Source organism: Rhodanobacter ginsengisoli (assembly GCF_042657065.1).
In the GTDB taxonomy this organism is placed as follows: domain Bacteria; phylum Pseudomonadota; class Gammaproteobacteria; order Xanthomonadales; family Rhodanobacteraceae; genus Rhodanobacter; species Rhodanobacter ginsengisoli.
Genome location: NZ_JBHSNF010000002.1, coordinates 566,305 through 589,399 on the forward strand (window position 1 = coordinate 566,305; position 23,095 = coordinate 589,399).

A 23,095-nucleotide genomic window follows, 5' to 3' on the forward strand; every position below is an offset into this window, starting at 1 on the left:
GCATGCGACGAATGACGCGGCGCCAAATCGACAACGCGAGAAAAACATTTTTCGCAGCCGCTGAGACCGGCGCCGGCGACAATCACGCCTCACTCGGAGACAATCCCCCGCATGAGCGCCTACGAGCATCGCCCGCTGTGACCGCCGCCATCCCCTCAACCCCGGCCCCGATCGAACCGGGGCTGATGGTGCTGCACGGCAATCGGCTTGAGGATCTGCGCGACCTGCTCGCCGCGTGGCTGGCGCGCGCGCCGCTGCAGCCGCTCGAGGACGAGCTGATGCTGGTGCAGAGCAACGGCATCGCGCAGTGGCTGAAGCTGGCGCTGGCGCGATCGCCCGCGGCCGGCGGGCTGGGCATCAGCGCCGCGGTCGAGGTGCAGCTGCCCGGGCGGTTCCTGTGGGCCGCGTATCGGGCGGTACTCGGTCGCGACGCGGTCGCGGCCACCTCGCCGTTCGACAAGTCGCGGCTGGCGTGGCGGCTGTTGCGGCTGATCCCGCCGCACCTGGACGACGAGGGCTTTGCGCCGCTGCGCGATTTTCTGCGGGCCGGCACCGGCTCGGGCGAGCCGGACGGCACCGACTGGCTGAAGCAGTTCCAGCTCGCCCAGCAGATCGCCGACCTGTTCGACCAGTACCAGGTCTACCGCGCCGACTGGCTGGATGACTGGGAACAGGGCAAGGACGTGCTGCGCGACGACCTGCGCGGCGCCGTCACCCCGATCGACGCCAGCCAGCGCTGGCAGCCGCAACTGTGGCGACTGCTGCTGGCCGACGTCGGCGCGGGCGAACGCGAGCATCATCGCGCCGCGGTGCATCGCGCGTTCGTCGCCCGCATCGGTGAACTCGGCGAGCGGCCGGCGACGCTGCCGCGACGCATCGTGGTGTTCGGCATTTCCTCGCTGCCGCAGCAGACGCTGGAGGCGCTCACCGCGATGGCCCGCTTCAGCCAGGTGCTGCTGGTGGTCGCCAATCCGTGCCGGCATTACTGGGCCGACATCATCGAGGACCGCGAACTGCTGCGCGCCGACCATCGGCGCCAGCTCGACAAGCCGGGGCTGCCCGCGCTGCCGCGCTACGAAGACCTGCACCTGCACGCCAACCCGCTGCTGGCGGCCTGGGGCAAGCAGGGCCGCGACTACATCCGCCTGCTCGACAGTTTCGACCAGCCGGACCGCTATCGCGGGCAATTCGCCGCGATCGGACGCAGCATCGACCTGTTCCAGGATGTCGACGGCGAGGGTCTGCTGCCGCAGGTGCAGCAGGCCGTGCTCGACCTGCAGCCGCTGCCGGCCGAACCCGCGCAACGCCGGCCCTGGCGCGACGGCGACGCCACGCTGCGCTTCCACATCGCGCACAGCCCGCAGCGTGAAGTGGAAATCCTGCACGACCAGTTGCTGGCGCTGTTCGAACAATCCGCACGCGAAGGCCGCCCGCTGGCCCCGCGCGACGTGATCGTGATGGTGCCGGACATCCAGGGCTATGCGCCGCACGTGCAGGCGGTATTCGGCCGGCTGTCCCCGTCCGACCCGCGCCACCTGCCATACAGCGTGGCCGACCAGTCGGCGCGCACCAGCGCGCCGCTGATCATGGCGCTGGCGCATCTGCTGGCGCTGCCCGAATCGCGCTTCACGGTGAGCGACGTGCTCGACCTGATCGACGTCCCGGCCCTGCGCGGCCGCTTCGACCTGGCCGAAGACAGCCTGCCCACGCTGCGCCGCTGGATCGAAGGCGCGGGCATCCGCTGGGGCCTGGACGGTGCGCAGAAGCGCAGCCTCGAGCTGCCCGCGCTGGAGCAGAACAGCTGGCGCTTCGGCCTGCGCCGGATGTTGCTGGGCTATGCGGTCGGCGACGGCGAAAGCCTGGACGGCATCGCGCCCTATGCCGAAATCGGCGGCCTCGACGCCGCCCTGCTCGGCCCCTTGAGCGCCCTGCTCGACCAACTGGAGCGGTACTGGCTACTGCTGGGCACGCCGGCCACACCGGGCGCCTGGACCGAACGGCTGCACGGCCTGCTCGACAGCTTCTTCGACAACGCGGACAGCGAGGACGCGTTGCGCCTGAACCGCCTGCACGATGCCCTGGACGCCTGGCTGCAGGCCTGCGACGAGGCCGCGTTCGACGAACCGATTCCGCTGCCCGTGGTGCGCGAGCACTGGCTGCAGGCGATCGACGAGAGCCGGCTGTCGCAGCGCTTCATGGGCGGTGCGGTGAGCTTCGGTACGCTGATGCCGATGCGCGCGATTCCGTTCCGCGTGGTCTGCCTGCTCGGCATGAACGACGGCGATTATCCGCGCCGGCAGACCCCGCTCGATTTCGACCTGATGGCGTCGTCCGGGCACAGCCGGCCCGGCGACCGCTCGCGCCGCGAGGACGACCGCTACCTGTTCCTGGAAGCCCTGCTGTCGGCGCGCGATGCGCTGCACATCAGCTGGGTCGGGCGCAGCGCCCGCGACAACAGCGAGCTGCCGCCGTCGGTGCTGGTCGGCCAGTTGCGCGACTACCTCGCCGCCGGCTGGCATCGCACCGACGAGGCGGCCGACGCCGTCGACGCCGGCACGCATCTGCTCCGGGCGCTGACCACCGAGTATCCGCTGCAGCCCTTCAGCCGCCGCTATTTCGAGGCCGGCCACGATGCACGCGTGTTCACCTATGCGCGCGAGTGGCAGCAGGCGCATCGCGCTACCGCGGCGCAGACGCCAGCCGACACGCTCGAACCCTGGGTGCCGGAGACGGCACTGTCGCTGAGCCAGCTGCAACGTTTCCTGGCCCGGCCGGTGAGCTATTTCTTCAACCAGCGGCTCAAGGTGTATTTCACGCCGGCCGACGACGAGGCGCTGGACGACGAACCGTTCGGCCTCGATGGCCTGCAGCACCACGACGCGATGCGCCGCGTGCTGCAGACGGCCCTCGACACCGACGCCGGCCAGTCGATCGAGCAGAACGTGGCGGACGCGGTGCGCCGGCTGGGCGAGGAAGGCCTGCTGCCACCGGGCGGCTTCGGCGCCGCACTGCAGGAGAGCCTGGCCGTGCAGGCGCGCGGACTGGCCGGTCTGTGGCAGGACGCCTGCCAACGCTGGTCGCCGCAGGAGGACAAGTTCGAGCTGCGCCATGCCCACGACGACCTGCTGGTGGAGGACTGGCTGACCGACCTGCGCCAGGATGCCGATGGCCGCCACCGGCGGCTGGAACTGGTCAACGGCGCCCTGCTCGACAAGAGTGGCGTGCTGCGTTTCGACAAGCTCACCCATGCCTGGGTCATCCACCTGCTGGCCAATGCGAATGGACTGGCGGTGCAGACCCAGCTGATCGGCATCGATGCCCAGCCGGTTTTCGCGGCGCTGTCGGGTGACGAAGCCGCGACGCTTCTCGACCACCTGCTCGACGCATTGCGCCAGGGCATGCAGGCGCCGTTGCCGATCGCGCGCAAGAGTGCCTTCGCGTGGTTGATCGCGGCCGGCGGAGACAAGGATCCGGCGCGGGCCGCCGCGGTCTGCTACGACGGCAATGACTACGTCGCGGGCGAGCGCGCGCAGGACCCCTGCCTCGCGCGCGCCTGGCCCGAGTTCGGACGGATGCTCGATGCCGGCTTCGAGTGCTGGCTGTCGCTCTATCAGCCAATGATCACGGCCCTGCTGCCGCTGGAGCACGCCGCATGATCGCGACGGAACCGCTGCAGCCGCTGACCCTGCCGCTGCAGGGCATCCGCCTGATCGAGGCGAGCGCCGGCACCGGCAAGACCTGGACCATCGCGGCGCTGTACCTGCGCCTGGTACTGGGCCGCTACGAGCACGCCAAGCCCCTGCTGCCGCCGCAGATCCTGGTGGTGACCTTCACCAAGGCCGCCACCGCCGAACTGCGCGAGCGCATCCGCCGACGCCTGGGCGAAGCGGCCGGGGCGTTCCGCGCGAACGCCGCGACGGATGACTATCTGCGTGCACTGATCGCCAACTACCCCGACGAGGCAGCCCGGGCGCTGGCGGCCAGACAGCTCGAACTGGCGGCGCAGTGGATGGACGAGGCCGCCGTGCACACCATCCACGGCTGGAGTCAGCGCATGCTGTCCCAGCACGCCTTCGACAGCGGCTACCCGTTCGTGCAGAACGTCAGCGGCGACGAGAGCGAGCTGCTGGGCGAAGCCGTGCGCGACTACTGGCGCCAGCATTTCTTCGCCCTCGATCGCGGCGATGCGATGCAGATCAGCCAGCTGTGGTCGGGACCGCAGGCACTGCAGAAGGACGTCGCGCCGCTGCTGCGCCGGACGCTGGAACAGTTGCGCGTGGAGGGCCGGCCGCTGCCGCCGGTCGATGACATCGCCGATCTGCTGGCGCGACGTCTTGTCCCCGTGCACGAGGCGGAGGCACGGGCGCGTCAGAGCTGGAGCACGCATGCCGCCGAGCTGGCGGCGATGCTCGTCAATGCGCTGAAGACGAAGTCGCTCAGCGGCAGCAGCTACAAGCAGGACAAGCTCGACAGCGACCTGGCCGAACTCGCCACTTGGGCCGACGGTGGCGCGCGACCGGATCGCGCCGTGATCGAGCGTGCCAGCCAGGGCAAGCTCGCCAGGGCGACCAACAAGAACGGCACGACTCCCACGCATGCGAGCTTCGTCCTGATGGACCACCTGCTCGAGGCACTGGACGCCACGCCACCGCTGCGCCCGCTGTTGCTGGCGCAGGCTGTGCCATGGATCGCCGCGCGGCTGGACGCGACCAAGCAGCGCCTGGCGCAGATGGGCTACGACGACATGCTCAAGCGGCTCGACCAGGCGCTGCACGGCGGCACGGGCGAGCGTCTGGCGCAGACCATCGCCGGCCAGTATCCGGTCGCGCTGATCGACGAATACCAGGACACCGACCCGCAGCAGTGGCGCATCTTCCAGCGCATCTACGCGGACCGTGCCGACACCGGCCTGCTGCTGATCGGCGACCCCAAGCAGGCGATCTACGGTTTCCGTGGTGCGGACATCCACACCTACCTGCACGCCCGCCGCCAGGCCGGGACGCCCACCTGGACGCTGGACACCAACTACCGCTCGACCCGCTCGCTGGTGCGTGCGGTCAATCATGTGTTCGAACATGCCGAGCAGCATGCGCAGGGTGCATTCGCGTTCGGCAAGGGTGACAACGCGCTGCCGTTCCATCCGGTAAAGGCCAGCGGTCGCGGCGAACAACTGCTGCTGCTCGGCGAACCGATTCCGGCGCTGCAGCTGGCACTGGCGCATGATCGCGCGCCGATGAGCAAGGCGGCCTACCAGGCGCAGCTGGCCGGCCATGCCGCCGCCTGGCTGGTCGCGCTGCTGAACGCCGCGGAACAGGGCGAGTGCGGCTTCGCCGACGATGCCGGCGGCTGGCGGCCGCTGGCGCCCGGCGATGTCGCCATCCTGGTCCGCAGCGGCACCGAGGCCGCCTGCATGCGCCAGGCATTGCAGGCGCGCGGACTGGCCAGTGTCTACCTGTCCGATCGCGACTCCGTGTATGCCTCGCCCGAAGCCGGCGACCTGCTGCTGTGGCTGCACGCCTGCGCCACGCCCGGCTCGGATCGGGCGATGCGCGCGGCGCTGGCCAGCACCACCCTGAGCCAGGCCTACCATGAACTCGACCGGCTCAATCGCGATGAAAACCATTGGGAACAGATGGGCGAACGCTTTCGCCAGCTGCATGACAGCTGGCTGCGCCAGGGCGTGCTGGCCATGCTGCACGAACTCCTGCACCTGTTCGACCTGCCCGCGCAACTGCTCGCCATGCCGCAGGGCGAGCGCACGCTGACCAACCTGCTGCACCTGGCCGAACTGCTGCAACAGGCCGCAGCCGCGCTGGACGGCGAACATGCCCTGCTGCGCCACCTCGCCCACCAGATCGCCGAGGCCCACGATGGTCGGGTCGACACCGCCGAGGAGAAGATCGTCCGTCTGGAAAGCGAAGCCGCGCTGATCCAGGTGATCACCATCCACAAGTCGAAGGGCCTGGAATACCCGCTGGTGCTGCTGCCGTTCGCTTGTGCGATGCGCGAAACGAAACTGGCCGACGGCTTCGTGCTGCATGACGGTGACGGCGAGGCGACCCTCGACCTGCAGCCATCGGAGGCGGCGCGGGAACGCGCCGACGAAGAACGCCTGCAGGAGGATCTGCGCCTGTTCTACGTGGCGATGACCCGGGCGCAGCACGCCTGCTGGCTGGGTGTCGCCGACCTCAGGGATGGCCAGAAGAAGGTTTCAGGACTGCACAAATCCGCGTTCGGTTACGTGCTCAACGGCAGCCAGGCGTTCGGCGAAGGCAAGCTCGCCGGCCAGCTGAAGGCCCTCGGCGATGGCCATCCAGACGTCCAGTTCGTGCAGCTGGCCGACGAGGTCGGTCACGATCGCCATCGAGCGAGCCGGGACACCCCGCCGGCGCAGCCGGCGCGCAGCTATCACGGCGCGCCGATCGAGCCGTGGTGGATCGCCAGCTACAGCGCCCTGCGCGTGGCCAGCGACGACGCATCACACTACAGCGCGCCGGAAACCGCGCAACAGGACGTGATGACCGAAGCACTGGCCGAGCGGGTCGACGCGCCGGTCGTCACCGCCCCGGTCGTGGCCGCGGGCATCCACGCGTTTCCGCGCGGGGCGGAGCCCGGCACCTTCCTGCACGACCTGCTCGAGGGGGCGTCGCACGAAGGCTTTGCCGCGGCAGCGCAGATGCCCGATGCGCTGCGCCAGCAGATCGAGCAGCGCTGCCGTCGTCGTGGCTGGCAACCCTTCAGCGACACCTTGATCGCCTGGCTGCCCGCGTTCCTGCGCACGCCGCTGCGGCTGCCCGACGGCAGCCGGGTCGCGCTTGCCGATGCCGACCGCTGCCGTGCCGAGATGGAATTCTGGTTCGAGGCGACCGGCGTCGATACTCAGGCACTCGACCGGCTGGTCACGGCGCAGACGCTGGGCGCACGACCGCGGCCGCCGCTGCTGGCGGATCGCCTCAACGGCATGCTGAAGGGCTTCATCGATCTCGTGGTCGAACACGATGGCCGTTTCTACATCGTCGACTACAAATCCAACTGGCTCGGCCCCGACGACCGCGCCTACACCGTCGAGGCGATGGATGCCTCGGTGCGGCACAGTCGCTACGACCTGCAGTACGCGATCTACACGCTGGCCCTGCATCGGCAGCTGCGTGCGCGGCTGCCCGGCTACGACTACGCGCAACATGTCGGTGGCGTGCTCTACCTGTATCTGCGCGGTGTCGGCGGCAGCGGACAGGGGGTCCATCGCGAGCGGCTGCCTTATGCACTGATCGACGCCATGGACCGGCTGTTCGCCGAAGGAGCACCCGCATGATGTCGCGCGACACGCTGTTCGAGCAGCTCGAACAGGACATCGGGCAACACCGGCTGCGCCAGCTGGATGTGGCGCTGGCGCGCTTCCTTGCCGAACGCGAGGCCGGTGCATCGACTCCCTTGCTGTGGCTGGCCGCGCTGCTCAGCCGGCAGCTGGCCGACGGTCACCTGTGCCTCGAACTCGATGCGCTCGCCGAGCTGGCCGACGAACAGGCCTGGCCGCCCGCATGGCGGGGAATGTCGCGCGATGTCGAGGATCAGCGCGAACGCCTGCTCGCCTCCTCGCCCCTGGTGGCCGACGGCCGGCGGGGACATCCGCTGAATGCGCCGCTGGTACTGGACGGGACGCGGCTGTATCTGCGCCGCTACTGGAACCATGAATGCCAGGTGGCGTCCGCGATCCGCGAGCGGCTGGCCCGACCGCAGCAGGTTCCCCTGCAGCTGGCCGACGAACTGGCCCGGTTGTTCCCCGCCTCACCCGCCGAACCGTCGCCGAACTGGCCGAAGATCGCCTGCGCGCTGGCCGCACGCGGTGCCTTCAGCGTGATCACCGGCGGCCCCGGCACCGGCAAGACCACCACCGTGGTGCGCCTGCTCGGCCTGTTGCAGACGCTGCAGTTGCGGCAACAGGCGCGACCGCTGCGCATCCGCCTGGCGGCTCCCACCGGCAAGGCGGCCGCCCGGCTGAACGCATCCATCGCCGCGCAACTGGCCCGTCTCGACGTGGACGACGAAACCCGGGCGGTGATTCCCGCCCAAGTCGAGACGCTGCATCGCCTGCTCGGGGCGCGACCGGATACCCGGCGCTTCCGCCACGACCGCTCCCATCCGCTGCACCTGGATGTGCTGGTGATCGACGAAGCCTCGATGATCGATCTGGAGATGATGTCCGCCGTGCTCGCCGCGCTGCCCGCGGCGGCCCGGCTGATCCTGCTCGGCGACAAGGATCAGTTGTCTTCGGTCGAAGCCGGCGCGGTACTCGGCGACCTGTGCCGCCGCGCCGATGACGGCCACTACAGCGTCGCCACCGCCGATTGGCTGCGCGTGACCACGGCAGACGATATCCAGCCATTCGTGCGCGAGGACGCCCAGCCGCTGGATCAGCAACTGGCCATGCTGCGTCACAGCCATCGCTTCGGCGACGCCAGCGGCATCGGCCAGCTGGCCCGTGCGGTGAATGCGGGCGACGTCGGCCGCGTGCATGCCATGCTGGACGCCCGCTCGGCCGATCTCGGCTGGATGCCATCGGCCACTCGCGAACAGCTGGCCGAGCTGGCCATCGACGGCAACTGCGGGCAGTTCGCGCCGGGCGCAACCGCCGCCCTGCCCGCGGGCTATCGGCACTATCTCGAGCTGATCCAGCGCGAGCGCCCGGCCCGCAACGATGCGGCGGCAAATGATGATTGGGCGCGCGGCGTACTGCAGGCATTCAATCGCTTCCAGCTGCTGTGCGCGTTGCGTCACGGCCCCTGCGGCGTGGACGGGCTGAACCAGCTGATCGCCGAGTCGCTGCATGCGTGCGGGCTGATCGAAAGCAGCCTCGGCTGGTATGAAGGCCGTCCGGTGATGGTGACCCGCAACGACTACAGCCTGGGCCTGGCCAATGGCGATGTCGGCATCTGCCTGCGCCTGCCCGATGACAGCGGCAAACCCCAGCTGTCGGTGGTATTTCTCGCCGATGCGGCGACCGGCCCCAGCGACACCCGCACACGCCGGGTCGCACCGTCACGCCTGGGCGAAGTCAGCACGGTATACGCGATGACCGTGCACAAGTCGCAAGGCTCGGAGTTCGAACACACGGCGCTGGTGCTGCCGGCGCAGGCGAGCAACGTGCTGACCCGCGAGCTGCTGTATACCGGGATCACCCGCGCCCGCCACTGGTTCAGCCTGGTCGGCAGCCGGGACATCGTCGACGGTGCCATCGAACGACGTACCCGCCGCTACTCGGGACTGGCCGAACGCCTGGCCGGCGACTGACGCCTGCGGTGGGAAGTCACATCAGCGCAGCCGCCGAGCCATCGGGCTATGGCGCGCTGCAGTCCCGACTGCAGCACGTGGTTGCCGCAGCGCTTTTACCAGCACTTCGCCACGGCAGTGGGATCACCCGCTGCCACGCGCTTGCCCTTCTCATCAATCGTCAGGACTCCGCACTTGGCATCGTTGGTTTGCTGTGACCCCTTGGGACTGGCGCGCACGACGTACGACGACGCGCTGAGTGAGCTCGCCGGCAGGTCGTAGTCGTAATAGTTCCCGGTCTGCTGGGTGGACGCACAATCGAGCGCCGGCAGCACGGCCGCCTTGTAGGTCAGGTTGGTCGTGTAGTAGCGCTCCATGAAATTCGCGTCTTCCGAAAGGCAACCTTCGGCGGCCACCCGACGCGTCTTGGTGATGTAGTTCGTGTAGGCGGGATAGGCAATCGCGGTCAGGATGGCAACGATCGCCACCACGATCATCAATTCGATCAGGGTAAATCCCGTGCTGCGGAAGTGGTGATTCCGCGCCCGGATGCGGCGAGCTTCCGTACCGGTCGCGCCGCCTTCGCGAAATCCCGTCGCGCAGATGTCAACTGACAAAAGCTTTTTCATCTTCGTTCCTTATTGGTTGATCAGCTCTCGCCAGGAAACACGCTGCAAGGTATTGGAGGTGCCGGATGTCTTGACACTGGTGGCGCTACCGTTATCGAAGCTCACCAGCATGCTGCCACCCATGAAGATCGGGTTGTTGGGTAACGAGCTGAAGCCCATGCCGCTGGTCGCCACGGCCTTCCCGTCCACCATGATGTAGTCGGCCGGCTGGTTGATCAGGCCGTCCCCGTTGAGATCGAAGAAGCTCGACGTGGGGCTGGTTCCGGTGAACGGATCGACCGCCATGATCCAGCCGCGCCCGGAGGGATTGCACAGATCCACCGCCGTCGGAATGCGCGTCGTCGCCAGCAGTTGATTACCCTGGAACTGATTAGGGGTGACGATCCGTTCGCCTTCGGCAATCTGGTTGGGCGTATAGGTGACCTTCTTTGTTGTCGGATCCGTGGTGGACGTAGGCGACAACAGATCCATGTACCAGCCTGACTTGCCACCCAAGGACGACGGAGCCGCTGTCACGGCCCGCGCCGGTGCAACCGCCGGTGCGGCCAGCACCGGGGGTACGGCCGTGGGATCCGCTGCGACTGCAGCCGTTCCCGGTGTCTCCGCAATGATATAGCGCTTCACGAGATCGCTGCGAGTCTTGCTTCCGTCGACAGCCAGGTTATTGGTGGTGGACTGCACGATCAAACCGTACCAGGACTGAGTCGCCTTCGAGACGAGATCGCCGCTGCTCAAGTACTGGCCGGTACCGAAGAATACCCACAAGTCATGCGTGACTGGATTCTTGCCGACCAGCATGCCAGCGGTGATCGGCTGCACCGTGCCAGTCGAATCCTTGGCCACGAACAGCTGGGTACCGGTGCTGTTGGGGGTAGCCGTTGGCGTGTAAGTGTTTCCAGACTTCTTGAGATAGTTCAACTGGAACGACCACACCCGACCTTGCGCGTCGCCCGCATAGGCCATCGTGCTGATGCCGTTGGAGAGATCATCCATCCAGACCGCCGGAGCAGCCAGACCGTTCCCGGTGGCGGTGTCCGTCGGGTGCACGTCGAGGCTGCCATCGGCGATGGCGAACTGCAGCAGGGCCGCCGTGCCGTTTTTGCTGTTGTAACCGTTGCCGATCAATACCGACCAGTTACTGTTGCCAGTCGTGTCGGTGGTGCCGGCATCGTTGGTCTGCGCGATGATCGGCTTGCCGGTCATCTGGCCGATATAGTCGGCGTTGGTTTTACCGTCGCCGGCGGAGCGCTCCCACAACAGTGTGATCTTGGCCGGATTCGTGACATCCAGCGCGTAGACCGCCTTGGCCAGGCCGCGGCCCGTGGTGCCCACCGCCACGCTGTGCCAGGCCGATCCGAAATAGACATCGGCGACCGTCAGTTCGCCGTCGTTGAAGTACTGATGCGGCGACGCCGCCGTGGTGCCGTAATCGGGATCTGACAGTTTCTTCAATCCATTGGTGATGACGGCCGCCGGCAGGTAGGCATACACCTCGGCGCCAGTGTCGGCGTTGAACGCGTGCAGCATGCCGTCATTGGCCGCCACGAAGATCAGACCCTGGCGCGTGGTGGCGGCGTAGGAAAGGAAACCGTCCGACCCCGTGAACGCCTGACCGACGAACTGATTGGCGTCCGGTTGCCCCACATACACCGGTTGGGAGTCGATGATATCGCCGAGCGCGGTATCGCGGCTCCGATAAATGCCGTTCGTCTTCGACTTCTCCTTCGAAGCATCGCCGCGCAAATAGTTGATCAAGTCCTGCTGACTGGCGGTGGTGCTGCCCAATGCCGTCTGTTCGGTACTCGAGAGTGTGGCGGGATCATCGAACGCCACCTGCGCCACCGGGGTGACACTCGGGTTGTAGGTGTAGATATTCCGCTTGTCGTAGGTGGGTAGAACCTTGGGATCGGCGGCACTCCAGGTGACCGTCGTGGCAAGCGCGCCGGTATTGGGATCCACCGCAATCGCCTTCAGATCACCCTTCCACTTCGCAGTGTAGTAGTTCGCCTGGTAGGCGAACGCGCCGGACTTCAACTGGGTGGAGTTCGCCGCCAGGCTTGCACCGGTACCCACCCGCTCGGAAGCACGCTTCAACGCGTCCGCCAGACCCGCGGCGAATGCCTCTGGACTGGTAGCAGCATAGAAGCCGCCATGACCATTGACCGCCGCGTGCGCCAGATCGGCGATGGTGCTGATTTTGTTCGAGGATGGTGCCGGCCAGCTGAAGCCGGTGATTGCCGTACCGCCGTTAGCCCAACTGAAAATCTGGTCGATCGTGGTACCCGTCGGGGTAATGCCTTGCGGTGTAAAGCCCAGACCCAGGGTAAACGTCGTCATGTGCTGCCAGAAAGCCGGATCATCGGTGCTGGTAGGCACTTCGTTGGCAATATCGGACGTGCCGGTGGTGCTCGACATCAAATCCGTCTTCCAGTACTTCATCGCCACATCGGCAAGGGTATCGCTGGCCGAGTCCTTGTAGGGCGAAGCCGCCACGTAGCTGTAACTCTGATTATTCGGACCGGCAATGGTAGGTCCGTCAGTGTTGTCGATATTGTCATTGCCGAGATCCGAGCCATTCCAGAACCCGTCGGTGGTCAGGATCGTATATGCCTGACGGCAGGCGAGCTCGGTCGTATCTGTGCTCGAGGTCTGCCAGGGCTGCGCTGATTCATAATACTGACCCACAGCGTCGAGCGACGCCCGCAAGGGCGTTGAATTTCCCGGAGTTTCACCAATCAGCCATTTCCAGAAACTATCTTTCTGAGTACCGGAAGATCCATCACCAAAAGGCTGGACGTCCGCGATGGTCTTGTAGTTATATTTGGAAGTTGGCGCAGGCAGTGCGCTATTGTTTCGTCCGTTGATTGATCCAAAGCCGACGCGAAACGTGGAGTCGATGGCGGAAAATGAATTCATCAGGCCACTTTTGGCCATCAGCATCCGGGTGTGGTAATACGAAAACCAATTGGCGATGTTTTGCCCGGCCGCGACACCCACGGGTGCGGCGGCACCGGACTTGTCGGACGCCAATACACAGTCAATCGGCGTACTGGTGCTGCTCAGGCTGCCACAATCCGACGGCGCAACATAATGCACCACATATGCGCCAGCCGCAGGGCCAGTCGAATACTGAAAATATTTTGCATTTGATGTGTGGTAGGTGAAATAGCATATATTGCTCCACCAACTATACGTATAGCCACCATAGCCTTTCAGGTTGCTATATTTATCTGCACAATCGCTGTCGGAGGAGATGCTTGTGCTGTAGTACTGAGCGGACCCTGTTGAGTAATCGATATTATTGTTGCCATCATTTGAGCTGTATGCAGTCAAATCGATGCTTCCCGAGGATTGCTTGAACCCGTCAACCCAGGCACTGGTCAGGCCCGTTGCATTGGCATAGGACGTACCATCGGCGTTGACCGGAGGTTTGTAGGTAACCGTCGGATTGTAATAAACACCATTATTGCTTGCATCGATCAGAGCATCGTTGTTGCCGTTATTTTTCAGATACCCCCAATCCGGCATGTAATCCGATGCCATCGACCCGGAGTCATCCAGCATCAACGTGATATTCGGCGGCAGAGGCTTCTGGATGATCAGCGGTGTCTGATCGACCGTGACGGCCGCCAGCGCTGGCGAGAAGGCGACGCCCAGCAGCCAGACGGAGAAACCGATGGTCAGCAGTTTGCCGAAAAAACTGCCGGGCTTGCTGTGCAGACGAGAGGCGATTTTCATGACGGTTCCGCTCTGTGCGATGGTGCGGCATGGGAAGGCCCATGCACCCTTGCCAAGGTATGACTGGAAACTCAACCCTGCTTGATCATGGCCTGCAGCACGACCACGGCGCGATTACCCACCTTGGCGGGATCGCCGCTGCGGGCCGTCACGCGGTAATAGATGTTCTTGATGGAGCCGCCATTGACGCCGTAGTTGTGCGAATTGGCGCTCTGGTTGAAGCCCGTGTCGGCAGCCGGATTCTGGAAATCACCCATGTTTTCGATCACGTACTGGGGCTGGCCACTCGCCAGTGAGCCTGCCGTGTATTGAGCGGCACTGAGAGTCTTGATGCTGCCCGTCGGCAGGTGGGTATCGTTGAACGGATCGGACAGGCAGACCACACTGGCGGACTGGCAGTTGCGCGCCACATCGGCAGGGCTGCTCGGGATGCTTGCTGCCGCCACACGCATGGCCGCCTCGGCACTCTGGAAGGCGATCTGTCGGTCGTACATGTTGGCGGTCATCTTCTGCTGCATGATGGTGCCGCGCACGGCGGCAAGGCCGACCAGGGTAATCACCAGGAGCAAGATCAACGCCACCACCAGCGCCACTCCGCGCTGGCCGGCGCGGGCCGGCGATCCCAGACGGCCGCGATCACGAACCCTCAAGGAAGCCACGGCCGACCGGGAATTCGCCGAGGGACATACACACGCATGGGTTTCGGAGACGTGGCTCATTTCATGGCACTCGATTGCGCACGGTGGTGGTGGCCGTAAAGTTGCGCGAGATGGCTTTGACATCGGTGCCGGCGCGCTTGTCGACGCTCTCCAGCGTGAGCGTGACCTGCACGGCGTCGACCGTGGCCCAGTTGGCGTCGGCACCTATCGTCGTCGCATTCACGAAGCCGGTACCAAGCGGATTGCTCTGGTGGTATTTGATGGTCATGGCTGTGACGTCGCGCACCATCTCCTGCGCCGTCGCCGTGGGCTTGGCGCCGGAGGTGACCACGCTGACGCGATACAGTGACTTGCCACCAATCGGGTTGGTCCCGATGTACCAGTCCACCGCAGCCAACTTGAAAATCTGCGAATTGGGTCCGAACTGGTAGCCATTGCCATTGGCGGTGCACACGGTGGGATAGCCCATGCCTTTGGAGCAGTTGCCTGGTGTACCGGTGCCGGTGTTGTGCACGACAGTGACGTTGGAATTGGTGTAGTTGGTGATCTGGACGATGGTGGCATGATCGGGGTCGCATACGATGATCACATCACCTGTTGTGAGATCCGAGGTGGTGTCGTTGAGCTTGAAATTTGCAGCGGTCGAACTGGGGGTGGCGGCCACGCTCAAACCTGTGTCGGCGGCGCCAATCAGTTGCAATGAATCCGTGCCGGTCACCTGGTCGGTCGCCGCCGTGCCGACGGTCAAGGCCGGGTCAGTCGTGGAACCGACCGGGTATCCGTGCACGGCATTGCCCCAGTTGGCCCACCAATCCGGCGTAGCCGACCCGGGACCGTTTTGGAGTACGTTGGCGACGCGCCCAGCGTTGCCGCAGCCGGTCAGACCGGCGTCGCGGATGTCGCGCGCCATCATCTCGAACGCGATGCGTGAGCCGTCTTCCACGTCGCCAAGGGCCTTATTGGTGCGCGCGGATTGCTGAGTGGCCAGGAACACGCTGACCACACCGGCAATGACGATCAGACCCAGCAGCATGGCAATCATCAACTCGATCAAGGTGAACCCGAGCGACGATCTTGCCGGCCCGGATACCCGCCGCCCCTTGCCGGGGCGAATGGCGCGACAATCGCTCATAACATCCCCTTGGTGATGACTTTCTGTTGAGTTCCGCCACCCAACCCTGCCCGACTGTCGTCGAAGACGATCGTGACGGTGCATTGGCCATTGGCATCGCAACTGATCGTACCGGTGGTGTTGGTCGATGAACCAAGGCTCGTACTGAGCTGACCACACCACTGACTTAGCTGGTACGCAGCCAAGGTTGTCCCCGCCGCTGGGCAGGCGGCGGAGTTGGCCGGAATAGCCGCTGTGCCGCCGACGGCAGGAACGGCGGCTGTAGCCGGTGTGACGGTACCGTTGTAGTCGCCATGCTTGGCACTGTTGATATCGGCTCGCATCGCGTCAAGAATCGAGTAGCTGGCGACTGTGGCCATGCTGCGCGCCATCGCGCTGTTGTTGGTGGACATCGACATCGCCTGCAATGCCGCAATGCCGAGAAAACCGATCGAGACCACCAGCACGGCCACCAGCACTTCGATCAGGCCGACGCCGGACTGCCGCCGGGGCACGGTGATGGCGGTCAGGTAGTTACTGCGCACCCTGCTCGCGGCAGCCCGACCGACAAGCCGGTCGGGTGCACCGACCAAGCCAGCGGAAACTGGAAGTGCAGTGGGATCGAGGCCGTTCATCAGGGGCAGGTTCCTGTCTTGTTGGTGACGTCTAGGATCGAGCCGGAGGTCAACCCAATGACCCGCATGTTGTCGGTAGTCAGCGAAGCGGTGCATATGGTCATCACCGTGCCCGAATAGGGCGCAGCCACACCGACCTTGTGACCCAGGCTGTCTCCGGAAAAGCTCAAGGCGACCGCATTGCCGCTCAATTGGAGCGAGGAGGTGAGCCCCACCGTTCCGGAGCGAATTTGCGTTGCGGACTTAGTCGTCGGGGTAACGGTCTGGAAATAAACCGCGCCGACCTCCGTACCGCAGGCAGTACCAAGCGTGCTGGATGTATTGCTGGTGGCGGAATCGCTGCAGAACTGGACGTTGCCGTTGTGCTTGACCGCCTCGGCGCGGGCGAGATTGATCGCGCCGACCACGTCATTCGCCGTCGTGGTCAACTTGCTCGAAAGAATGATCGTCTTGAAACTCGGCACGGCGATCATGATCAGCACCACCGCAATGGTGACGGTGATCATCAGCTCGACCAGCGTGAAACCACGGATGCGCCGCGCAGTTGTAAGCATCATTCGACCGCCCCCTGATTGGCCGGCTGCAACAGATGGGAACTCCACCGGCGTCCGCGGAACGCGGTCGACCCCAGCACCTCGATCAACGAGACGCCTCGCTGACGCAACAAGACTTGCATGGAATTCTCCCTGATACCCCTGCATCCACTGTACCCAACCGACCGGCCCCGGCCAGCCCCCATCCGACAAACGGTAGGAATTGCCCGACAAGCGGTCCGTGGCGCCGCAAAAAAAGCGAACACCGTCACCCTGCGAATGTCACCTGGCACGCAGGCGGGCAGTATCGGCAACATGAGGGAAGCAGGTGTACAAGAAAAAAAGCAAAAGCCCGCGTTGGCGGGCCTCTGAAGTTCTGGTGCCGGAAATAGGTAGACTTGCCCCGATCTGTAGAACCCCAGGACTTCACGATCCCGCGAGTGCCTCAGGCTCAACCTAGTGCTGAAATGACCACGCCATTAAGGGGTTGCGTGGTGCGACATGAGGAGTGCCCGGGGACAGATCACGACTGGATTCGATCAGCTCCTTCTGTCGAGGTAGACAGACCGTCTGCAGGTCATACCGCTCCAGGATGGTTTGGCGTGCATCAGCGCGCACGGCCTGCATTCTCGTTGGGTCGTCGCAAACACGCTGGATTGTCTGAACCAACTCGCTAGGAGAGAAGAAGTCCACCAGCAGCCCGTTCTTGCCGTCGGAGATCACTTCTTCGACCGGCGCCGTTCGGGACCCGATCACCAGACAACCGGCGGCCATGGCCTCCATCATCGACCAGGACAGTACGAACGGATAAGTCAGATAGACATGCGCGGTAGAGACCTGCAGCACGCGAAGGAATGTCGCGTATGGCAGTTTGCCGACAAAATGCACACGACTGGAATCGAAGTGGCCGTTGATCTCGGCGAGATACTTCTCGCGGTAGCTGCCCTTGACCAGCCGACGGCCGTAAGAGACGTCATCCCCCCCCACGATGATCACGTGAGCCTTCGGTCGTGCTTTGAGTAACTCGGGAAGTGCCCGCATGAAGGTGTGGAAACCACGGTAGGGCTCAAGATTTCGGCTGACGAACGTGATCACCTCATCATGTCGTCGCAATGTCAGATTCTTATGAGGGAATTTGAGAAAGGCTTCGGAATCGGGCTTGACGACGGAAGTGTCGACCCCGTCATGAACCACTGAAATCTTAGGTTGATAGATCGCTGGAAAGCGCGTCCGCTGCCACATCGTTGGCGCAATGCCGATGTCGGCTTGCTCCAAGGCCATCAGATGGTGCAGATTGCGTATCCGCAGCCGCAGAACGTCATCCGCGCTATTGGGGAATTCGGGATCGAAGTTGAAATCCTGGCCATCGGTGTGATAGTAAAATTCGCAAAAATGGATCAGCGTGCACCGAGGAAATACGTCCTTAAGAAACAAAGTCTCCCCCCAGCCAGGATGTGCATAGACGACATCCGGATAGAAGCCAGCCTTCTTGAGCTTGAGCAGCACAGACAGGACAAGCTGCCCGCGTTGCACTGCGGCTTCAGTCGTACGCAGCGTAGCAAGCGTTGTTCCCACGGCCGCGGGAGGGCTGTCGTAGCCAACCAATCGCACACCCGCGATGGGCCGCTGTATGTTTTCCCGCAGCCGTTTCATCTCTGCCAACCCGACCACCTGGTGGCCGGGCTGTTGCCCATAGTGGATCAGCAGATGACGGTACTGGCCCGGCAGGTTCTGGTGAATGAACAAGAGACGCAAGGTAAATTACCGTCCAGTCGCAAAACAGGTTGATCGAATGAAATGCCCAAGCTGAAAGCAGTCATCGCTCATGCAAGCTCTCGCTAGCATTTTGAATCAGCGGGCTCAGCAAATAGCTGATGATACGGCGGCGACCGGTCTTGATTTCGGCGGTCACCGCCATCCCTGGCGTCAAGCGCATACGCCGACCATCGATCTGCATAGTGTCCTGCGGCAGTGAAATTTCGGCTGTAAATATCAACCCAAGTTTGTCGTCTTGCTTGGCATCGTTGGCGACCTGCACGACCGTGCCATGCAGCGTACCGTAGCGCGTAAAGGAAAATGTCTCGACTTTGACCTCAGCGCGCTGTCCATCCTTGATGAAACCGATGTCCTGATTATCCACAATCGCTTCGACCAGCAAGGTTTGATGGTCGGGTACCAGCGTGATAAGCGTCTGAGCAGGCGTCACCACACCACCCACCGTATGCACGGCCAGCTGCTGCACGGTTCCGTCCACCGGTGCCGTCAGATGCAACAAGTGGCGCTGTTGATTTGCCTTGACCAGCTCCTGAGCCAGACCACCGATTTTTTGCTCGTCGTCGTGGATTTTTTCCAGCCAGGTGCGGCGAACATCATTCACATAGGCGTCCCGCTTGCGCAATGCAGAGTCGCGTGCCGCCAGGGTCTCCATCCGTTTGGACTGCTGCGCGGCCAGGTCCTGCTGCATCTGGATGACCGCCTGCTGCTCGTTGTAGTACTCGTGTTTGCCGACGTAACCCTTGACGATCAGCTCGGCATAGTCCTTTTCCTTGCGCTGCTCAATCGGCAACGTGCCTTCCAACTTGCGGATTTCGTCTTCGGTCTGATGCAAACTTGCCACAGTTTGTGCGACGTCGGCCCGCATCTTGCTCATGTTGCTGACGTAGTCGGCATATTCCCCTTTCAGCACATTTCGTTCCGAGTCCTGCGACGCCATGGTACCCAAGGCTGGATCGGCTCTCAGTATCGGCGCATGGTGATGATCGATTGCATCGAGCATGGCCTGAGCGCGGGCGATTTCGTCACGTGTCGCAAAAAGATCAGATTGAGCGTGCGCCGCATCGGCAATCGAATCGGTGGCGTCCAGATCAATCAGCGCCTCGCCGCGCGTGACCCGCTGCCCGTCCTTCACGTGAATGGCGGTTATCACCGCGGTATTTTGTGACTGGATGAATTTGACATCCCCGCTCGGAACGATCTTGCCCGGCGCCGTGGCCACCACATCCACCTTTCCCAGGCACGCCCAACTGACCGCTATCACCAGCAGGCCGATGATCACACTCATTGCGACGCGTGGAGCCGGGTGCACGGGCGTGTCGCGCAAGGCCAGGGTGGCCGGCAGAAACTCGCTCTCGTGACGCAACCGCGGCACTGTATCCAGTTCGTGCCGAATCCTCCATGCCGCTTGGAATACCTGCATATAGCGCTGACGCAGATCGCGCAAAGCCTGCCGCACACTCATGCCTGCTGCAGCCGGTAGAGGCGCGCATAGTGGCCCGCCTGATGATCGAGCAGTTCAGTATGGCTGCCTTGTTCCACAATGCGTCCATGATCCATCACAACGATGCGCTGGGCATCGCGCACCGCCGAAAGGCGGTGCGCGATGATGATCACCGTACGCCCCTGACAAATCGCGCGCATATTGTTCTGGATGATGCGTTCGGACTCATAGTCGAGCGCACTGGTCGCCTCATCGAAAATCAGGATACGCGGGTTGGTCATCAGCGCGCGCGCGATTGCCACGCGTTGCCGCTGACCACCGGAAAGCGAGGAGCCCTGCTCGCCGACCACCGTGTCATAGGCTTCCGGCAACTCTAGAATGAATTCGTGTGCACCGGCCAACTTGGCTGCCGTGACAATATTTTCCAGCGGCGCACCCGGATCCGCGAGTGCAATGTTTTCTCGTACCGTCCTGTTGAATAGCACGTTCTCCTGCAGCACCACCCCAATCTGGCGGCGCAGCGAAGACACCTCCACCATCGCCAGATCGATGCCATCAACAAGCACTCGACCGCGCTCGGGCACATACAACCGTTGCACCAACTTGGTCAGCGTGCTCTTACCTGATCCCGAGCGCCCGACGATCCCGATCACCTCACCTGGCTCAATGGAAAGACTCACGTCGCGCAATACTTCCGGCGTGTCTGGTCGATAGCGGAAGGTCACCGCATCCAACTCAATCCGCCCTTCCAGAGTGGCCAGCGGACTGCGACTCGTACTGGGGGCTTCGGTCGGGGCGTTCAGAATATCGCCCAATCGCTGCATGGAAATCCCGGTTTGCTGAAAGTCCGTCCAAAGCTGGGCAATACGCATGATCGGCTGTGCCACCCTGCCAGCCAGCATATTGAAGGCAATCAACTGGCCTACTGTCAGTTCACCGCTGATCACAAGTCGGGCGCCCATCCATATGGTGACTACCGTGACAACCTTGCCAACGAAATTCACACCCTCGCGAGCCAGCGTGCCCAACGTTGTCGTGCGAAATCCCGCTTCCACATAACCAGCCACTTGGTTGTCCCACTGGCGCGTGATCTGCGGTTCCACCGCCATCGCCTTCAGCGTCTGGATGCCGCTGATTGTCTCGACCAGGAATGCCTGATTCTCTGCTCCACGATTGAATTTCTCCCCTAACCGAGCGCGCAGGAGCGGGGTAAGAAGTACCGACAGCAAGACGTAAAGAGGCAATGAAGCGACCACTACCAAGGTCAACCAGCCGCTGTACAGGAGCATCACGGCGATGTAGATGAAGGAAAAGAACACGTCCATCACCAGCGTGATGGCGTTACCGGTGAGGAAGCTTCGAATATTCTCCAGCTCGCGCACCCGCGCCACAGAGTCACCGACACGGCGTGCCTGAAAATACGCCAAAGGGAGAGCGAGCAGATGCCGGAACAGGCGGGCGCCCAGTTCCACGTCGATACGACTTGTAGTGTGTGAAAACACATAGGTACGCAGACCACTAAGGAGCGACTCGAAAATTGAGCAAAACGTCAGTCCGATGGCAATGACAGCCAACGTACTCAACCCCCGATGGACCAGCACCTTGTCCATGACCACCTGGAAAAACAGTGGCGTCACCAGGCCGATGAGTTGCAGAAAAAACGAGATCAGAAGGATCTCGCCAAGCAACTTGCGGTATTTCACGATGGCGGGAATGAACCAACTGAAATCGAAACGCGCCAACTCACCGAGGATCGACGCACGGGAGGTGAACAAGATCAGCTTGCCTGACCAGCGCTGCTGCAATTGCGCATGCGACATGATTTGCGGCCGATCACTTTTCGGCTCATGAATCAGCACGGTCTGCTCATCGGCTCGCGCCATCACGAAGAACCCGCCATCCTCATCGACGGCGATTGCCGGCAATGGCAGTTTGAGCAGCCGCTCCACGCTGGAATTCACCTGCTTCGCTTTCAATCCCAACGCCTTGGCAGCCAGCAGGACACTCGTCACATCAAATGAGCGGCCTTCCTCCTGGTACAAATGTGCCAACTGCGCTGGATCTGCGGCCACCCCATGGAAACGAGCGAGCACCACGAGGCACGCCAAGCCGCTATCTACCGTCACTGCTTCAGATGCTTCCATCGCGCCTTCATCAACCGATTGAATTCCTTACCCGCTCCTTCATGAGGAAGGAGCGGCATGCTCTGCTTTCGGACTCAGTGCGCGTGTACCGCGATCGAGACCGCATAGGCTTCAGAAGCCATCGGCGGCAGCGTGGTGTCAGCCGAAGCTGCGGGACTGAACGACGCCATCGCGCTGATCAATTGCGCGTGGGCCAGATCCGCCGATCCTAAGGACGCATGGGGCCCAACGCCGCCTGCCCTTGAGGCAGCCCCCGTTGTCAATGCGGCCATGGTTCGATCCAGCGTGCTGAGTGACCACACGGTTCCGCCCTGCAACTGGACCTGCGCAGCCGCCGCCGCAGTGTTTCCTGCCATGGCGGGATGTTGCAGACCGCCCGACGCCAGCAGCGCCTTGACCATGTCATTGGCCGCATTGATGGTTCGACCCAGCGTCCCACGTTGTGCGCGTGAGCCATTGAACCCAGCTGCGGCTGGAGACATCAGGCCAGCCGGGGCCGCGCCCCCATTGATGCCGCCAATTGAATCTTCAACGCCGAGTGGAGCCTGCGATGGGTCATCCGTATCATTTGTCATTGGATCCTGCGGCGCACCGGGCGAGGCGTCGGGCGTTGCCGTCAGCGTCGGCATGCGGCTTTGAGTCGACAGATGCGATCCGCTCGACGTAGAGGCAACATCGATGGATGCCGCTGGCAGCAGCGACGCGGCAACTGTGCTGGTGGCCCTTGGCGAAGCGCCAGGCTGACTGCTATTCGAACTGGCGGGTGACGCTTTCACCGCGCCTCCAGCCTTGGATGAGACGGCAAGTGCTCCATCACTTTGAAGGCTTGTGGCGCCTTGCCGTTTGAGGCCAGTGGACCCACCGGCCTGCGAGAGCATTGAGGGCATACTGAAAGTATCGGTGGCCGCAGCGATAGAAGGCGCCGGTGCCAGCACCATGGTCGACTTGGCCGAGTTCGCGTTTGCGGACGTAGCTGGCGCGAACTGCTGATTGACCTGGCTCATCGACAAGCTGCTGCCATCGCTGAACACAATCGAGCCCACGTTTGCCACTGGCACACCATTGGCAAAATAGTTCGCGATCGCCAATGTGCTGCCCTTGCCGCTCGCATCGACGGATCCGGCCACACCGATCACCAGGCTATTTCCACTAGCCTTGAAGC

The 23,095-nt window shown here is 63.5% G+C and carries 14 protein-coding genes; 3 read left to right on the forward strand and 11 right to left on the reverse strand.

The annotated features are described in order from the left end of the window. The first annotated feature begins 137 nt into the window (after positions 1–137). The 3 genes from recC to recD are packed head-to-tail and all read left to right on the forward strand — an operon-like array spanning position 138 to position 9,288. Positions 138–3,656: an exodeoxyribonuclease V subunit gamma gene (gene recC, locus ACFPPA_RS11795; RefSeq protein WP_377320064.1), complete on the forward strand. Its 3,519-nt coding sequence runs from the start codon at positions 138–140 to the stop codon at positions 3,654–3,656. Next, a complete protein-coding gene (gene recB, locus ACFPPA_RS11800) occupies positions 3,653–7,312 on the forward strand; it encodes an exodeoxyribonuclease V subunit beta (RefSeq protein WP_377320066.1) in 3,660 nt (1,219 codons plus the stop codon). Before recC ends, recB begins: the two co-directional genes overlap by 4 nt. Next, positions 7,309–9,288 carry an exodeoxyribonuclease V subunit alpha gene (recD, locus tag ACFPPA_RS11805; protein ID WP_377320068.1) on the forward strand — a complete coding sequence of 660 codons (1,980 nt, stop codon included), beginning with the start codon at positions 7,309–7,311 and terminating at the stop codon, positions 9,286–9,288. Before recB ends, recD begins: the two co-directional genes overlap by 4 nt. Positions 9,289–9,383: 95 nt before the next feature. Here recD and ACFPPA_RS11810 read toward each other — a convergent pair whose 3' ends face one another. The 11 genes from ACFPPA_RS11810 to ACFPPA_RS11860 form a co-directional block, all read right to left on the reverse strand. Then, a complete protein-coding gene (locus tag ACFPPA_RS11810; RefSeq protein ID WP_377320070.1) occupies positions 9,384–9,896 on the reverse strand; it encodes a type IV pilin protein in 513 nt (170 codons plus the stop codon). Between the two features lie 9 nt (positions 9,897–9,905). After that, a complete protein-coding gene (locus ACFPPA_RS11815) occupies positions 9,906–13,634 on the reverse strand; it encodes a pilus assembly protein (protein ID WP_377320072.1) in 3,729 nt (1,242 codons plus the stop codon). 71 nt (positions 13,635–13,705) lie between these two features. Beyond that, on the reverse strand, positions 13,706–14,227 hold the full coding sequence (locus ACFPPA_RS11820) for a pilus assembly PilX family protein (RefSeq protein WP_377320074.1): 522 nt from the start codon (positions 14,225–14,227) through the stop codon (positions 13,706–13,708). A gap of 127 nt (positions 14,228–14,354) precedes the next feature. Continuing rightward, positions 14,355–15,425 (reverse strand): PilW family protein, encoded by a 1,071-nt coding sequence (locus tag ACFPPA_RS11825; RefSeq protein WP_377320076.1) that lies wholly within the window; start codon positions 15,423–15,425, stop codon positions 14,355–14,357. Then, a complete protein-coding gene (pilV, locus tag ACFPPA_RS11830; protein ID WP_377320078.1) occupies positions 15,422–16,039 on the reverse strand; it encodes a type IV pilus modification protein PilV in 618 nt (205 codons plus the stop codon). Before pilV ends, ACFPPA_RS11825 begins: the two co-directional genes overlap by 4 nt. Next, a complete protein-coding gene (locus ACFPPA_RS11835; RefSeq protein WP_377320080.1) occupies positions 16,039–16,596 on the reverse strand; it encodes a pilus assembly FimT family protein in 558 nt (185 codons plus the stop codon). The genes pilV and ACFPPA_RS11835 overlap by 1 nt, the downstream gene beginning before the upstream one ends. After that, entirely contained in the window at positions 16,593–16,715 is a 123-nt protein-coding gene (locus ACFPPA_RS11840; protein WP_377320082.1) for a hypothetical protein, read from the reverse strand. Before ACFPPA_RS11840 ends, ACFPPA_RS11835 begins: the two co-directional genes overlap by 4 nt. A 313-nt stretch (positions 16,716–17,028) precedes the next feature. Next, complete coding sequence (locus ACFPPA_RS11845; RefSeq protein ID WP_377320084.1) at positions 17,029–18,327, reverse strand: glycosyltransferase family 4 protein; 1,299 nt, start codon at positions 18,325–18,327, stop codon at positions 17,029–17,031. A gap of 61 nt (positions 18,328–18,388) precedes the next feature. Beyond that, positions 18,389–19,810 (reverse strand): HlyD family type I secretion periplasmic adaptor subunit, encoded by a 1,422-nt coding sequence (locus ACFPPA_RS11850; protein WP_377320086.1) that lies wholly within the window; start codon positions 19,808–19,810, stop codon positions 18,389–18,391. After that, positions 19,807–21,933 (reverse strand): type I secretion system permease/ATPase, encoded by a 2,127-nt coding sequence (locus tag ACFPPA_RS11855; protein WP_377320088.1) that lies wholly within the window; start codon positions 21,931–21,933, stop codon positions 19,807–19,809. The genes ACFPPA_RS11850 and ACFPPA_RS11855 overlap by 4 nt, the downstream gene beginning before the upstream one ends. Positions 21,934–22,007: 74 nt before the next feature. Beyond that, positions 22,008–23,095: calcium-binding protein (locus ACFPPA_RS11860; protein ID WP_377320090.1), on the reverse strand; the 1,088-nt coding region annotated here is incomplete at its 5' end.